Source organism: Bacteriovorax stolpii, assembly GCF_002872415.1.
In the GTDB taxonomy this organism is placed as follows: domain Bacteria; phylum Bdellovibrionota; class Bacteriovoracia; order Bacteriovoracales; family Bacteriovoracaceae; genus Bacteriovorax; species Bacteriovorax stolpii.
The window spans coordinates 1,413,177-1,428,453 of record NZ_CP025704.1; the positions used below are offsets into that span (position 1 = coordinate 1,413,177).

Sequence of the window (15,277 nt, forward strand, 5' to 3'; positions counted from 1 at the left end):
ATAATCAATGAAGAAGATGCGTTCATTACAACCACAGACGAAAAAAGACGGGGGAGAGTTCCTGGTGACTCTTTTCCCCGGAGATATTTTTATCTCTTTCCATCACACGAATCAGGAGAGCGCAGGTTTTTCAGTCAAGCGCACGGAACTTTCTGTGCAGTCTTATGAAAAAATTTTCATGTTTGTTGGTGAGTACTTCAATTCTGAGTTTTCAAAGATTGAAGTTAAAATGATCGGTCTGCAAAAAAGCATCGATCAGATCGCGCCTTTTTTTGAAGTTAAAAAGTTTCAGAACGTAAAGAAAATCGAAAAAAATGGTCAAGTGGAAGTTTATTATCTTCCAGAACTCAACAAGGTCCGCGTTTCAATTGAAGGCGCAGCTCCTGCAGCCGCAGTGACGCCGATTGTCTCGAAGATGCCGGCCAAGGCAGTCCCTTCAAAGTTTAAAGTCCTGGTGGTTGATGATTCAAAAACGATCAGAACCATTCTTTCAAAAATCTTTTCAAGTGACCCGATGTTTGAAGTGTGTGCGATGGCAGAAAAACCTTCTGATGTAGAAGGACTGATTCAAAAACATAAACCAGACGTTATCACCCTTGATATCCACATGCCGGAAATGGATGGGGTGACGCTGTTAAAAACAATCATCGCTCCAAAATATGGAATCCCGACAGTCATGATTTCATCAATCAGTATGGCCGAAGGACCGATGGTTTTAGACGCTCTGGAAAACGGAGCGGTTGACTATATCCAGAAACCAGAAATGAGTGAGATTGAAAAAGTTACGCCTTTCATTCTGGAAAAAGTCAGAACAGCAGCGATGGCGAACCTAAGCAAAAAATCGAGACGTGAAAGACCACAAAGTGTAAAGACCAGAGAAGTCTGTAACCTTGATTCACTTATTGTCCTTGGTTCTTCAACAGGGGGAACAGAAGCGATCCGCGATATTTTAACGGCGCTTCCAAATCAAATTCCTCCGATGCTGATTGTTCAGCATATCCCTGCCGTTTTCTCTCTGGCCTTCGCTAAGAGAATGAACGACCTATGTCCGTTTGAAGTTAAAGAAGCAGAAAACGGAGATGAAGTCAGAGCAAACCGCGTACTGATTGCTCCTGGTGGAACTCAAATGAAAATGGTCCACAAGTCTGGAAAGACTTACGTGGAAATCAATGATGATGAACCGGTCAACCGTTTCAAGCCATCAGTTGATTATATGTTCTTAACAGTGGCCAAGTCACTTTACACTCACACTGTTGCCGTTATCTTAACCGGAATGGGGAAAGATGGTGCTAAGGGGATGCTGGAGCTGCGTAAACTTGGTGTGCGCACGATTGCTCAGGATGAAGAAACATCTGTTGTCTTCGGAATGCCAAAAGAAGCGATTCACATTGGAGCAGCAGAGTATGTTGAACCACTGACTCAAATCGCTGAGCGTATCACTATTCTTACCAATGAAAAAAAAAGTAAAAAGGAAGTCTCATGAGCCGAATCCTGATTGTTGAAGACCAAAAAGAGATCCGCGAGATCCTGGAAGAAGTCTTCACTAAGGAACTAGGTTTCAAACATGTGACTTTCGCTACCGATGGCCTGGAAGGTTTTGCGGAGTCTTGCCTGCAAAAATTTGATTTGATCTGCACGGATCACGGCATGCCTTTTTTAAATGGTGGGGATTTAATCGCAGCGATTAGGACTAAACCAGGTATCAATCAGCATACTCCGGTTATCATGGTCTCAGCACTGATTCCTGATTTACCTGCTGCCATAAAAGGAATGGAAGGGATCTACTTCCTGGAAAAACCTATCGATTTCAATCGCCTGAAACGCTATGTGAAGATGGCCATTGGAATGTCTAAAAATAGAAAAGATTTAATTGCTGTTTAAAATGGTAGGCGGAATAGGGATCGAACCTACGACCACTTGGATGTCGACCAAGCGCTCTACCACTGAGCTATCCGCCTCTATGGAATTTGATATCGAGCACACATAGTAAAAGTTAGTTCTTTTGCTGTCAAACTTTCCGCAATGAGTTAACGAGTTTTTTTCGTGCCTTAAAGTTCCTTCCTCATTATATTTAGGCATGCAAAAAAATCGAATGTTAATGAATTTCACAGGTATGCTTTGGAACCAGCTAAAAGAGTTCAAAGTTTACTATTTCTTCGGCGTCATTGCCCTCATTTTTACCCACAAGATTCAGAGTGAATTGCCTTTCATGGCCAAAGAACTCGCAGACTACGTAGCAAAAAATAACAACGAACTAAGGCCGAGTTTATTTTTTCTATGTGCCTTAGGGATTATTGTTTTTAGAACATCTTCGCGTATTTTATTTTTCTTTCCAGCAAGACTGCTGCAGAAATTTTTGCGCTCTGAGCTTTTGGAAAAATTAGAATCAAACACCCCTCAGCGCTTTCGCCATTTAAATGCCGGGCAGCTCTTCCAGTACCTTTCAGGCGATATTGATCAGATCAGAGCGCTTATCGGGTTTGTTGGTCTTCAAGGGGCCAACTTTGTCATCGCGTTTTTTATCTTGATTCCCAAGATGGTGAGCTTTAACCCTCATTTACTTTTGGCCTTAACTCCGATGCTTGGGGCCTTTATTATCTTTACGGTGATCGTTTCAAAAAACAGAAAGTATTTTAAGCTCACTCAGGACATGCAGGGAGAAGTGCAGAACCTGATCATGGAGAGCTACGTTGGAAAAAGAACGATTAAAAACTTTCATGCAGAAGCTTCTTTCATGGAACTCTTCGGAGAGCTTTCGCTTAAAGAGCTTTATTACTTTTATCGTTCATCCCTGGGGATTTCGATCACTATGCCACTCATCTCGTTAGGAGTGGGGCTCTCGATGTTATGGGGGGCCTACATCATCAAGTCTTATGACCTGGGAGCGACAACTCTGATTTTATTCTCAGGGTTTGTTTTTCTTTTCATGGAGCCAATGGGTTACCTGTCGTGGATTGGTGTAGTTGTGTCGCGCTCGCACGCTTCATGGGGCCGATTAAAAGATTTAGACCTGACACTTACGACTAGTGTTGAAGCAGAAGAGAAATTAAAAAACTTAAATACAACTCTTACAGATAACAATTACAAACTACCATTCTGGGACCGAGCTCTCGCCGTGAGTTTTAAAACCGGCGCCTGGAACGTGTTGATTGCTAAAACAGGACACGGAAAAAGTGAAATCCTCTTAAAGCTGGCGGAAGTGCTTCGCCAAAGAGGACAGAGCATTTCTCTCGTTGCGCAGGACCCGTATATTTTCAATGACACCATGGAGAGAAATATCTTCCTTGGAAAAAAAGAGAGTGATCAAGAGCGCGAGCACGCGAAAGTGATGCTTAAAATCCTGGGCCTTGATTATCTTGAACCCAATATGGAAAACCTGATGAAGATGGAAGTTGGGGAAAATGGCAAACGCCTTTCAGGTGGACAGGCCAAGCGTTTAAGTCTAGTCCGAAGCCTTATGAGCGGAGCAGATATCCTGATTTGGGACGATCCGTTCTCATCAGTTGATTTGATTTTAGAAAAAGAAATCATCCAGGAGCTTAAAAAGCAGCCGATGATGAAAAATAAAACATTAATTCTCACCAGCCACAGGCTCTCGACTGTCAGACATTCTGATTACTTGCTCTTTGTTGATAAAGAAGAAGGGATCATTGAAGAAGGGCAAGTGAACCAATTATTAAAAGAAAACAGCAAGACGTATGAATACTTCCAAAAACAAATGGTATAGTTTATTTTTCTTCGAGGGATCGAAAGTCATGATGGGACTGGTGCTCGTGTGCCTTATCCTGTCGGCCTATCTTGGAGTCCAGACTCCAAAGCTTATCGCCAATCTCTCTACTCATTACGATGACAACACACTTTTTAACCAGGCCTTAATGGCCTTGTTTATTAACTTCGTTGCCGTCTATGTTAACCGCGTCGTTTATCAATTGGGAGTGAATAAGTACGTGCGCTTGCTGATTCAGTATGCCCGCACTCAGACTTACGGCAGATGGCTTTCATCAAACGAACACGACAGCGAAAAATACCCGCAAGGAGAGATTCTCTCGAGAATTATGTCGGATACCGAAGCTATTCGCGATTTGATTACATCGGGGTCTTTCGGGATTTTTATCGACCTGTGCTTTGTCGCTTCTTGTTTGATCGGTTTTATTACACTTCACAAGTTCACTGGATTTTTTATTAGTGGTGCCGAAATTCTGGCGACGATTCTCTTGATTTGGGGATCGCAGTTAATGCGCGATATTTTTATGAGACTCAGAAACGCGCAGGCGAAAGTCAATCGTGTAACAGCTAACGTCCTTGGTGGGTTTCATCAGATGTATTACACCCGCCACGATAACTACGCTTCGGTGAAGTCAAATATGGCCTTCGAAGATTTCCTGGAAAAGCAAAACCAGGCCAACAATATGGATGCCGCTTATTATGCGTGTGCTGAATCGCTTTACCCGATTCTTTTAGCACTGGTGATTTTTATTTTTCCTTACACGGGTCTGACGGAAGCGGCCTTGATTTTTGCTATCGTTGATTTAATTCAAAGATCCATTAACCCTATCAAAGAAATTTCCGGCAAGATTGCCAATATCCAAAGAGCAGCGACGGGGATTGACCGCATTCAACATTTCCTAAACGACATGCCGATGAAGATTGTGGTTGGGAAAAACCAGCTTTTATCGGAAGAGCACCACTGTAAACTTGTGCAGATGAATGTCTCGATTCCCAAGTTTACTTACCCTAAACGAGTAAAGAAAAACGCTGATGATGCAGAAGAAATAAGGGATAACTTTTCACTTCAGGATATTCATTTTTCAGGAAACCCTGGAGAACTCATTGGGATCGTAGGTCTTTCTGGTTCAGGGAAATCGACATTGTTAAATATCCTCGCGGGGAATTTAGTGGCCAAAGAGGCCATCGTTGATTTGACGATGAATTCAGATGGACGCGAATATCACCTGAGTATCCAGGATTTGGATGAGTATCGCCAGGAAGTCAGTATTGTTTCTCAAGAATCACACATCTTCAGTGAATCATTGATGTTCAATATTACGCTCAAGCGCGATTTAGATCCAAAAGAAGTGGCACATTTTGAAGAGGCGTGGAGAAAGCTTGAAGAGAGCATTCCTTATCTTAAAACCATGGGCGTCAGCACTCATGAGAAAATCAATCCGTCTAAACTCTCACTTGGTCAAAAGCAGCTTCTTGCTGGGGTGCGTGCTTGTTACTTAAAGAAGAATATTGTTTTCTTTGATGAGATTTCATCGGCCCTGGATTCAGAGCTGGAACTGGCCCTGCGCGAGTGCATTCTCCTTATTCAGGAGTTTTCGTTGACTATTATCGTGGCCCATAGGGTTGAGACAATTATCAATGCCGACAAGATCCTGGTTATGGAGAAAGGCCGAGTGATTAACTCTGGAAAACATGCAGAGCTTCTTTCAGAATCTCAGGTTTATCAAGAATTTATCCGTGAGCTATCGCATTCTTGAGCTTTTGCCGTTATCATAAGTCCTGTTTAATTTAATCCAAGGTAGGAGACAGGTAAGATGCAAAAGCTTATGAAGAAACTAACTCCGCTTATGGGCGTGGCCGTGCTTACAGTAGTGGTTATTGCCTGCCAAAAAGAAGCGAGTTCTAAACCGAATTTTATTTTCAAACCAGCGCCCTCAAAAGAAGTAGTAGCTAAGATTGGTGATCAGCCTGTTTTAGAAAAAGACTTTGTTAAAGGGATCGAAAGTGATCTTTATGAAGCTGAGATGAAAGTTTATGAAATCAAAATGGCTCGCCTTCAAGCGATGCTACTTGAGCGTTTCATGAATGCCGATCCAAACAAAAAGAACTTAACAAACGATCAGTTCCTGGATCAATACATTGCTAAAGGCGTGAAGATTTCTGATGCTGAAGTTGAGAAATTTATCAAAGATCGTCAAATCCCTAAAGATCAAGTTAACCCAGAAATTAAAGCTCGCATCGTAGAGTACTTATCAGTTGAATCTAAAAAGATCGCTGTTGATAAATGGATTGCTGAGAAAACAAAAAAATCTCCAGTAGAAGTTTACCTGCAGAAGCCATCTCTTCCAATGTTTGAAGTGAACGTTGGAGACGCTCCATTTAAAGGCGGAGCTGATGCAAAAGTAACAATCGTAGAATTCTCAGACTTCCAGTGTCCATTCTGTTCAAAAGGTGCAACGATTCTTGCAGGTCTTGAGAAAAAATACGGCAACAAAGTTAAGATCGCTTTCAAACACTTCCCACTTCCATTCCACGCGCAAGCAAGAGGAGCGGCAGAGGCGAGTATGTGTGCTTTCGAACAAGACCCAAAGGCCTTCTGGAAAATGCACGATGCAATGTTTGCTGACCAGTCAAAACTTGATGTTCCTAACCTGATTGCTACTGCTAAAAAAGCAGGCGTAAAAGAAGCTGAATTCAAGGCCTGTGTTGAATCTGGAAAGTATAAAGCGAAAGTAGACGCTGACGTAGCAGAAGGCTCAAACCTTGGTATTAAGTCGACTCCGACTTTCTTTATCAATGGAAAGCTGATCGCTGGGGCACAGCCGATTGAGGTATTTTCAGAAGTTATCGACGAAGAATTAGCTAAGTAATCCGACCAATACAGTTGGGCAAAGGTCAACTTTGCCCAACTCCAAATCTCCCCCTCCATCTTATATAATTATTTAATGGTAATCCCCCCATAAAAAATGTGGGACTAAGTCTATAGGGTAATTATGGATGTAAGAGATCAATCAGTAAAACTTGACCAGGCCCGCGATCGTTATCGTGAAGCTCAAGAAGATTTAAAAGCTTCTTACGATAAAAATTTGCAGCAAATGAAAGAGACGTTTGATGCTCGTACAGCAAAGCAGTCTAAGACTTACGCCGAAAATAAAACAAAACTTGAAGAAGAAAACCAGATTAATAATGAGCTTTACTCAGAGAGAACAAGAAGTGCCATTACAAAAGGGCAGGAAGAATTTAAAAGCCGTCTGAAAGAAAATGCTTCTCGCTTTGAGCAGGAGAGAAATGAGGCGAAGGCCGATCTCAATGACAAGCTGACAAATTTAAGTGACTCGTACAAAAAAACATTCAATGAAAACGAGCGCTACCAAAATCAAATCAAACAATCGATGAATGAGCGTTACACTAACGCCAATAAGCGCTATCAGGAAGAGTTCAATACGCAAGTAAAGAACCTGGACGAAAAATCAAAAACGATGGGCGCAGAAATGCGCGAAAAAGACCGTTCAGAAAGAATGAAGATGGCCAAAGGTCATTCTGATGAGATGGATAATTTAAGACAAACGTCGAATGACCAGAAGTTTAAAGAAGTAAATCGCCTAAGAGATGACAACGAAAACCTTCGCACGACTTTTGAGCGCGATAACCGCATGCTTAAAGACCGTCAGGAAGAAAGAGTGGCGGAGCTTTTAAACCTTAAAGGAAAGCAAAGCGATGACGGTCAAAAGAACTATGAAAAACTACAGGAAGACATCCGTCAGAAAAACACTGACCTTCAGGAAAAACAAAACGTAGCTCATAAGAAAGAAGCTAAAGACCTGGAAAAAAAGTTCAACGAAGATGTTCGCAATATCCAGAGTGTAGCTAATCAAAAGATCAGAGGCGGAACACAGGCCGACAATCTTTTAGATGAAATGAAACAATCAAAAGAATCTTATGAAAACCGACTACAGGTTTCACGTGACGAGTTGGCGCGTACAAATCGCCTGAATACAGAAAAAGAAGAGATCATCGACAATTCTTATAGAGAAAAACTAAAAGAGATGAAGACAGCGAGCCTGGAAAATGCCGCTAAAAAAGAGGCCGAGTCCAATGAAACGCTAAAAGATACGATCTACCAAAATCGTGAAAGAAACAACGCGCTTTTGGATCGTTACAAAGTAGATACAGGCAAGTTAAAAACTGATGCTGAAGATCACCTTGCTCATGTGACAGGACAAAACACAAAGCGCATAAAAGAGCAGAGAGTGGAGTTTGGCCGCGTGGTCAATACCATGAACGAAAAGAACATGGAAACTATCAACTCCCTTAAAGAAGATTACTCGAAAGATAAGACAGTTTCTTTAGAGAAAAATAAAAAAGATTTTAATGATGAGAAAGTGGCGCTGAAAACTGAATTCAACCGCCAGAATTCTATCCGTGAAAACTTATACGAACAAAAGTTAGCGGACATGGAAAAGCAGACAAACAAGATTATTGAGAACTACGAAAACCGCATCTCGCAGATTGCCCGCAAGGCAGAAAACGAAGTGGCCATCGTAAAGAGCACAGAAGCCGAGAGAGCTGCTAAAGAAGGCCAGGCCAATAAGCTGGCCGTAGAAACTCTAAGAACTCAAAGCCGCCAGGAACTAAACCAAATGCGCGATAAGTATGAAACTAAAATCGCCAGAGATAAGGCAATGGGCGACAACCAGACCAGCCGTATCATTCAGAAGTACGAAGATCAGCTAGTCCGCGAAAGAAATGACCACCAAAAAGAGCTTTCGACGCGCCTAGGAGAATCTCAGGCCCAGTTCGAGCGTTTATTTAGAAGCTCTGAACTTGAAAAAGCGACTTTAAGAGACCAGTATGAGCAGCGCATGGAGAACATGAGACTGCAGTCTCTTTCACAAGAAAATACAAAAAAAGCATAGTTAGTGGTATCCTAGTTTTATAAAAGGAATTTTAAAAAACCAGGATGCCAATGAGACGAGCTAAAATCGTGGCCACAATCGGCCCGGCCAGCAACACCAAAGAAATGATTTCAAAGTTAATCGAAACAGGCGTAAACGTCTGCCGTATTAACATGAGCCATGGAACATATGAAGCTCACTCCGCAGTTATTAAAAATATCCGTGAAGCTTCACGTGAGTCTGGTTATGAAGTCGCAATCCTCGCTGACCTGCAAGGTCCAAAAATCCGTGTTGATAAACTTCCAGAGCCACTAAAGCTTGAAGAAGGAAGTGAGTGGGTTATTGGTGCTTCAAAACTAAAAGACAAATACCCAGAGTACGCACAAAATTATATCCCTACTATTTATGAAAACCTGGTAGCTGACTGTCATGATGGAGCACGTATTCTTTTTGATGATGGTCTACTGCAAGCAGTGGCCGTTAATCGTGATAGAGACGTCTATAAGATCAAAGTTAAAATAGGTGGAACGCTAAAATCAAATAAAGGTATTAATCTTCCGGACTGTGAAGTGTCAGCTCCGGCATTCACCGATAAAGACCGTGAAGACTTAATGTTTGCTCTTAAAGAAGGGGCAGACTATGTGGCCTTGTCTTTTGTTCGAAAGAAAGAAGACATCATGCAGGTTAAAACTCTTCTGCACACATTAAAAGTCAACATTCCTATTATCTCTAAAATTGAAAAGCCTCAGGCCATTGATAACCTGGATGATATTTTATCTGTCACAGATATGATCATGGTTGCCCGTGGAGATATGGGAGTTGAAGTTGGAAACCATCTGGTTCCGGCAATTCAAAAGAAAATCATCACTGAATGTAACAACAAAGGGATTCCGGTTATTACTGCAACTCAAATGCTAGAGAGTATGACGGAAAACCCAACTCCAACCAGAGCGGAAGCTTCTGATGTTGCCAACGCAATTTGGGATGGGACAGATGCAGTTATGCTTTCGGGCGAGTCGGCTTCCGGGAAATACCCAATTGAGACAGTGAGAATGATGGACCAGATTGTCCGCGAAGCTGAACGCACTCCAAAGGAGCGTCCACTTCTAAGACATCAGGACTTATCAAGTGTCACGGCTTCAGTTATGGTGGCAGCATCAATGATCGCTGAAAAAATCGGCGCCAGAAGAATTCTTTCGGTAACCGAGTCTGGACAGTCTTGTTTACGAATCACTCAATTCCGCCCAAGCATTCCAGTTCTTGGTATCACTAACTCAATTAAAGTCGCACGTCGTATGTGTTTATACTGGGGAGTGAGTCCATTTATCGTCACTGATCAGGAGCGCGAGAATAACGAATTCATGAAAAACGTGCTTAAGGAAGTTAAAGACCGCTTAAAACTTAAAAACGGGGACAAGCTGGTGGTGACTCGCGGGGACGGTCAATTCTTCTCTCAGGGAAGTTCAAACTCTGTTAAGGTCGAATTGATAAAGGACGTGCCGAAAGTAAAAGGTGGATCGCAAGGGTTGGAGGAAGCTTCCGACGATAAAAAAAAAATCCTCTTAGACACGAATAACTGTGCTTCTTGCCAGGCCTGCGTACAAGTGTGTCCGCATGAAATCTGGGCCGTCACGAAAGACGAAAAGCGCGACACTTATATCGAAGCTAAAAATATCAACAAATGCACGATGGATCTCGCCTGTGTGGACGCCTGTCCTACAGGTGCTATCGAGATCATCCCTCAATACTGAGAATGGATTGGCTAAACTCATACGGCGTAGTGGATTTCGGGTACACAGAAGACCCGGTCCCTACGACACTTGAGTACTACAATCAATGGGTGGCGGCAAACCTCCATGCTCCACTTCATTACCTGGAAGGGGAAAGACAAGAAAAAAGACAGGACTTAAAAAATCACTGGCAAGATTTCCAGTCGGCCGTGGTTTTTTTATTTTCTTATCATCCGACTCATTCTGAATTACAGAACCTTTATCAAAAGAACCCCAACTGGAACGGTCTTAAACTCGCATCCTACACTTTAGGTTTCGAAGGATGGGATTATCACAATCTTTTAAGAGAAAAGCTTGAAAGTATCGGTGAGTGCTTAAAAAAAGATCATGGAGTGGAGTTTCGTTTAACTCTCGACACTCATCCCGTTTTAGAGCGCGATCTCGCTAAAAGAGCAGGGCTTGGATGGTTTGGAAAAAACTCCATGCTGATTAATCGTCATCAGGGAAGTTTTTTTATTATTGGCTCTCTCTTGTTAGATAAAAAACTCGATTTAAAAACGAAGGCCTATGAGACTGATCACTGCGGTCAATGCACCCGTTGTATAGATGCGTGTCCGACCGAGGCGATTGACCCCGTTAGTAGAACGATTATTGCCAAAGACTGCATCAGCACATTTACGATTGAGCAGTTTAAACTCGATACGATTCCGTCAGAGAAAATGACTTTAAAAGAGGGAACTCTTTTTGGCTGTGATATTTGTCAGGATGTGTGCCCATGGAATAAACGTGTCGACAGGCAAAACTCTGTTTCACTTTCAGGCTGGAGTGATCAGCAAAAAAAGATCCTGGATTTTTTCTTGTTAAGGCCAGTGGAAAAAGTTCATCAAAATCTTGAAGAGATGAGCGGAAAAGAATTTGAAAGAGTGATGGAAAAAACCTCATTCGCCCGTTCGGGGCGAAGAGGTTTATTAAAAAATATCAGGTTTTACTTAAAAAAAGATTAGATGTTTTTTCTTAGGGCCTCGACGATGTCGAGTCTGGAAGCGCGAAGAGCTGGAATCATTGTGGCCACAACTGTTGTCACAGAAGCAAGTAAGCTGGCGTAAAGAACTGAGCCCCATTGGAAGAAAATCTTGATTTGGAATGGAGTAGAAGCTCCCGGCATTTCCGTCATGATTTTTACACTTTCAACGATGCGGATACACCCGGCAGAAATAAGAATCCCACAAACAATTCCGATTAAAGAGAGCATTACACTTTCTAAGACAAACTGCGAGACAATATCTTTTCTTGATTCACCTAGCGCACGAAGAGTCCCGATTTCTCCCGTTCTTTCAACGACCGTCATACTTACAGTGTTTAAAATTCCCAGGAACATCAGGGCCAGAAGAATGGCCTCGATCAAGCGGTTTTGAACGCCGTAGAATTTATCAACCTGTCTAAAAAGAACCGCCAGGTCTCTCCATGAACGAGCAAAGAGGTTAGGGTGAGTCCCTTCTAGTTTTGTATTGATGTTATTTAAATTGGCCTCCGCCATTTCTAGCTCTTTAAATTTTAAAACAGCGATATCGACATTTTGTGTGTCGAGGATTTCCTGAGTCACAGAAAGAGGCATATAAATGACTTGCCCGTCGATTTCATCAATTCCCGCAGAAAAAAGACCTGCAACCGTCAGGTCCATAGCGTTCATGATCCCGTCAATCGTGTTGGTAAGAACGGTGATGTTGTCGCCTTCTTTAACATTCATTTGCTTGGCCAGGAGTCTTCCTACGACAACTTCCTTGGCCCCACTTCCATCAAAGAAGCGGCCTTCAGTAATACGCATACTTTTAGAGAATTTTGGTTCACCGACGGGATCAACACCGATGACTTTTCCTCCCACAGAAAGGTCACCATTGCTGACCAGACCAAAAAAGCTTAAGCGTCCACTCAGGCGTTCAATTTGCGGCATTTCAGATTTAAGTTCATCCAAATCACTTAAAGAGAAGAGTCTTTCAGCGCGAGATTCTTTTCCCGGGCTCCAGTATTTATGAGAGGCAATCTGCATATTTCCATATTGGTTTTCTGCCGCAATCCATTTAAGTGCAGCAAGCGAGTAGCTGGAAAAACCCTGGAATAAAATAACCGCAGTGACTGCACCGGCGATCATACTGATAGAAAGTAGACTTCTTAGACGGTGACGCGAAATATTTCTAACAGCAAGCTTTAATCGCATCATTAGGCACCTCCAACAAGGCTGTCACTAATAATGTGACCATCAGAGATTTTAATTTGTCTTTGGGTTTTAGCAATAAGGTCAGGGTCATGAGAGCAAAGCATGACTGTGACTTTCATATCTTGTTGAAGCCCCATTAAAAGATCAAAAACCTCTTCCGATGTCTTTGTATCAAGGTTTGCTGTCGGCTCATCTGCTAAAATTAAAGTAGGGGATTTTACAATCGCTCTGGCGATGGCCACACGTTGACGTTGTCCACCTGAGAGTTGACCTGGTCGTCTGTGAGTGAAGCCCTCAAGTCCTACGCGCTTAAGCGCCTGGTGGGCACGCTCTAATCTTTCAGCTTCCGGGATATTTAAAAGCATCAGTGGGTATTCAACATTCTCCAGTGCACTTAAAAGAGGAAGCAGGTTAAAGGTCTGAAAGATAAACCCGATTTCCTGAGCGCGGATAAGTGAGAGTTCATGGTCTTTTAAATCTTTGATATTAGTATTCTTGATAAAAAGATCACCCTTGGTCGGAGGATCAATCAGGCCTGCAACATTTAACAAGCTGGTTTTCCCGCTTCCCGATTTTCCAGAGAGTCCGATGAATTCACCTTTATGAATAGTGAAGTTGATCTTCTCCAGGGCGGTGAAATTGACACCATCAGAGGAGAAGATTTTATGGATGTTTTGAAAGCGCAGGACTGCATCAGAGAATTTTTCCATGGAGATCCTTATAATTGAAAATAATTTTTAATTCCAAAAAAGACATTACTTGCGTTTTTTATTTTGGCCATCTGAGACTCGTCAGCACCCCAGTAGGTTTCAGCACCTACATTGATGTCTAGTGTGCTGCTGATAGGCCATGACATAAGTCCCTGAACGGCGTGACCGCTTTGGGCAAATTCATGGGTATAAGAAAGGTCAATTTTTTTATCTTCACCCAAGTCGTAAGTTAATTTGAGTATAGAGTAACTTTGGCTTTTTTCGCGGAAAGCATCAGGTAGTTCTTCACTTAATTGTGAAGCCGCATAGATCAGGACGGCGGAGAACTTATTGTAGGTAGGAGTGTCCACGCTCACTAATATGTTCATCATGTTCACAGGAGTGCTGGTTAAAGTCATATTGGCGATTGAGTTGATTCGCTTATCTTTGGTATAAACCACGTCAGTTCTAAAAACAAAATCATCAAAAAGAGTTTTGGCCATTGAGAGACCGGCCGTACTGACTCGATCGTGACTTTCGGCCACAGTGATCTTATCAAGTGTGGCGTTAACCAGATTATAAGTAGCGTCGCGGTCCAGGTAATTGTAATAGAAGACAGAAGTGTCGAAACCTCCAAGACTAATGGAGAATTTCCCACCGTATTCATGCTCTTTAAAAAACTTAGGAGTTTTTTCTTTCCAGGTGTCTATTTGTGTTTGCTGTAGCAGGTTTTTAGTAAAAAGATTCACCGGAAGGTTCTGTGAGAACCTTGGCTCCGGAGAGTAAATCAACTGCATTGAACCGTTATTAAAAAAGTATTTAAAGTTCACCAAAAAAAGAGGAAGTCTTGATTCCGAATAATCAGAATAGAAAGTCTCTCTTAAGTCTTTAGGATTGACGATGTCGGCGTAGTTAAATCCAAAGGCTTCTCCCCAGGCCACTTCCTGATAACCGATTTGAGTGACCCATGATGAGGACTTTAACTTCATGAAGTTTTCGCCCAGGTAAATATCATGAGTGTCTTTTTTATCACTAGCAGGAGTTGAGGAAAGATCAGAGTAAAGTGAGTTATATGTCCATCTCAGCTGATTGATGAAAACCAGGTCTGAACCAAAACGAGCTTCCTGTTCAAACTGAGCGCGGTGGCGCTGGCCATTGTTTTCATTGGCATCACCTGTATAGTGGCTTGCTCTCGCTGAAAGATATCCGCGGAGTAAGTATTCACCCTTAGCACTGGCAAGTGCTGGAAGTGAAAGTAGAGTAAGGGCGAGGGGAAGTTTTTTAATCAAAATTCCAACCTGTCCTTATTGAATAAACTCTCATCAAATTTTTCTGGTTTGTGGTCAGAAAAAATTAAAGTCGAAGTCTTATCTTTTTGAAGATAGTCACGGATCACCATTTTCGTTGACCTCTCCATTCCCTGGATCATTTTTAAGTCGCCAAACAGAGCGCGCTTAAGAGGTTTTCCAGAAAGTGCAAAGAAGGTCGCTTCCATCGGAAGGTAGTCTTTTTTACTAACGTAGTACTCAATGCGTCCGTAAGTCACTTTTTTATTTTTTGCTTTAAGTTCTAGTTTATAAAACTCAGCATTGCCTCTTTTTTCTGTCGCCAGTAAAGTCGCATCGTAGTCTTCAGCATAATTTGTTCTGGCGATATCTCCGTTAGCAACTTCACCTGTAAGTTTTTGCTCTAGAGAAATACGCAAAGGTTTTTTGATATTTTGAGTGTAAAGCCAGATATCGTAGTCTTTCATCAGAAGTTTTCTTCCGCGGGCGCGTTCTGGTTCTGTTTGTTCAGTAAGTGAAGCGTTCACATCCTTAAATGCAACTTTATAAACTTCTTTTTTCCCATCTTGGTTAGTGATGGTGACGTGAAAGGAGTGAGACGTGTTGCCTAGACCTCTTCTAAGATCGGCCTTCTTTACTATTTCATTGGGATCCATATCCGCTGCAAATACAGTTGCCGTCAGAAAAAAAGACAGAAGAAATCTTCTCGAGAATGACATATAACCACCTTATATAA

General features: G+C 42.2%; 12 protein-coding genes and 1 tRNA gene. 8 read left to right on the forward strand and 5 right to left on the reverse strand.

What is annotated here, in order from left to right; translation table 11 throughout:
- The first annotated feature begins 7 nt into the window (after positions 1-7).
- Both C0V70_RS07075 and C0V70_RS07080 read left to right on the forward strand, forming a co-directional pair.
- Positions 8-1,483, forward strand: a complete 1,476-nt coding sequence (locus C0V70_RS07075; protein WP_102243165.1) for a protein-glutamate methylesterase/protein-glutamine glutaminase — start codon at positions 8-10, stop codon at positions 1,481-1,483.
- Complete coding sequence (locus C0V70_RS07080; RefSeq protein ID WP_102243166.1) at positions 1,480-1,881, forward strand: response regulator; 402 nt, start codon at positions 1,480-1,482, stop codon at positions 1,879-1,881. The genes C0V70_RS07075 and C0V70_RS07080 overlap by 4 nt, the downstream gene beginning before the upstream one ends.
- A gap of 2 nt (positions 1,882-1,883) precedes the next feature.
- Here C0V70_RS07080 and C0V70_RS07085 read toward each other — a convergent pair.
- Positions 1,884-1,958 (reverse strand) — tRNA-Val (locus C0V70_RS07085).
- Between the two features lie 134 nt (positions 1,959-2,092).
- On the opposite strand from C0V70_RS07085, the gene C0V70_RS07090 reads away from it, so the two are divergent.
- From C0V70_RS07090 to queG, 6 genes are all read left to right on the forward strand, one after another.
- Positions 2,093-3,727, forward strand: coding sequence for an ABC transporter transmembrane domain-containing protein (locus C0V70_RS07090; protein ID WP_158649606.1), 1,635 nt, complete (start codon positions 2,093-2,095; stop codon positions 3,725-3,727).
- On the forward strand, positions 3,699-5,483 hold the full coding sequence (locus C0V70_RS07095; RefSeq protein ID WP_102243168.1) for an ATP-binding cassette domain-containing protein: 1,785 nt from the start codon (positions 3,699-3,701) through the stop codon (positions 5,481-5,483). Before C0V70_RS07090 ends, C0V70_RS07095 begins: the two co-directional genes overlap by 29 nt.
- A 57-nt stretch (positions 5,484-5,540) precedes the next feature.
- Positions 5,541-6,596: a thioredoxin domain-containing protein gene (locus tag C0V70_RS07100; protein ID WP_102243169.1), complete on the forward strand. Its 1,056-nt coding sequence runs from the start codon at positions 5,541-5,543 to the stop codon at positions 6,594-6,596.
- A 123-nt stretch (positions 6,597-6,719) separates the two neighbouring features.
- Positions 6,720-8,642: a hypothetical protein gene (locus tag C0V70_RS07105; RefSeq protein WP_102243170.1), complete on the forward strand. Its 1,923-nt coding sequence runs from the start codon at positions 6,720-6,722 to the stop codon at positions 8,640-8,642.
- A 50-nt stretch (positions 8,643-8,692) separates the two neighbouring features.
- A complete protein-coding gene (gene pyk, locus C0V70_RS07110; RefSeq protein ID WP_158649607.1) occupies positions 8,693-10,372 on the forward strand; it encodes a pyruvate kinase in 1,680 nt (559 codons plus the stop codon).
- Positions 10,373-10,374: 2 nt separating this feature from the next.
- Positions 10,375-11,355, forward strand: a complete 981-nt coding sequence (gene queG, locus C0V70_RS07115) for a tRNA epoxyqueuosine(34) reductase QueG (RefSeq protein WP_158649608.1) — start codon at positions 10,375-10,377, stop codon at positions 11,353-11,355.
- On the opposite strand, the gene C0V70_RS07120 is transcribed toward queG, so the two are convergent.
- The 4 genes from C0V70_RS07120 to C0V70_RS07135 are packed head-to-tail and all read right to left on the reverse strand — an operon-like array spanning position 11,352 to position 15,260.
- Positions 11,352-12,569 carry an ABC transporter permease gene (locus C0V70_RS07120; RefSeq protein ID WP_102243173.1) on the reverse strand — a complete coding sequence of 406 codons (1,218 nt, stop codon included), beginning with the start codon at positions 12,567-12,569 and terminating at the stop codon, positions 11,352-11,354. The genes queG and C0V70_RS07120 overlap by 4 nt on opposite strands.
- Entirely contained in the window at positions 12,569-13,276 is a 708-nt protein-coding gene (locus C0V70_RS07125) for an ABC transporter ATP-binding protein (protein WP_102243174.1), read from the reverse strand. Before C0V70_RS07125 ends, C0V70_RS07120 begins: the two co-directional genes overlap by 1 nt.
- A gap of 8 nt (positions 13,277-13,284) precedes the next feature.
- The gene (locus C0V70_RS07130) at positions 13,285-14,544 is read right to left on the reverse strand and encodes a DUF1302 family protein (protein WP_102243175.1); all 1,260 of its coding nucleotides are present in this window, start codon (positions 14,542-14,544) and stop codon (positions 13,285-13,287) included.
- On the reverse strand, positions 14,541-15,260 hold the full coding sequence (locus C0V70_RS07135) for an outer membrane lipoprotein-sorting protein (RefSeq protein WP_102243176.1): 720 nt from the start codon (positions 15,258-15,260) through the stop codon (positions 14,541-14,543). The genes C0V70_RS07130 and C0V70_RS07135 overlap by 4 nt, the downstream gene beginning before the upstream one ends.
- Positions 15,261-15,277 lie beyond the last annotated feature (17 nt).

Coding starts and splice junctions, on each gene's coding strand:
- C0V70_RS07075 (WP_102243165.1), top strand. CDS start 8: ATGAAGAAGATGCGTTCATTACAACCACAGACGAAAAAAGACGGGGGA.
- C0V70_RS07080 (WP_102243166.1), top strand. CDS start 1,480: ATGAGCCGAATCCTGATTGTTGAAGACCAAAAAGAGATCCGCGAGATC.
- C0V70_RS07090 (WP_158649606.1), top strand. CDS start 2,093: ATGTTAATGAATTTCACAGGTATGCTTTGGAACCAGCTAAAAGAGTTC.
- C0V70_RS07095 (WP_102243168.1), top strand. CDS start 3,699: ATGAATACTTCCAAAAACAAATGGTATAGTTTATTTTTCTTCGAGGGA.
- C0V70_RS07100 (WP_102243169.1), top strand. CDS start 5,541: ATGCAAAAGCTTATGAAGAAACTAACTCCGCTTATGGGCGTGGCCGTG.
- C0V70_RS07105 (WP_102243170.1), top strand. CDS start 6,720: ATGGATGTAAGAGATCAATCAGTAAAACTTGACCAGGCCCGCGATCGT.
- pyk (WP_158649607.1), top strand. CDS start 8,693: ATGAGACGAGCTAAAATCGTGGCCACAATCGGCCCGGCCAGCAACACC.
- queG (WP_158649608.1), top strand. CDS start 10,375: ATGGATTGGCTAAACTCATACGGCGTAGTGGATTTCGGGTACACAGAA.
- C0V70_RS07120 (WP_102243173.1), bottom strand. CDS start 12,569: ATGATGCGATTAAAGCTTGCTGTTAGAAATATTTCGCGTCACCGTCTA.
- C0V70_RS07125 (WP_102243174.1), bottom strand. CDS start 13,276: ATGGAAAAATTCTCTGATGCAGTCCTGCGCTTTCAAAACATCCATAAA.
- C0V70_RS07135 (WP_102243176.1), bottom strand. CDS start 15,260: ATGTCATTCTCGAGAAGATTTCTTCTGTCTTTTTTTCTGACGGCAACT.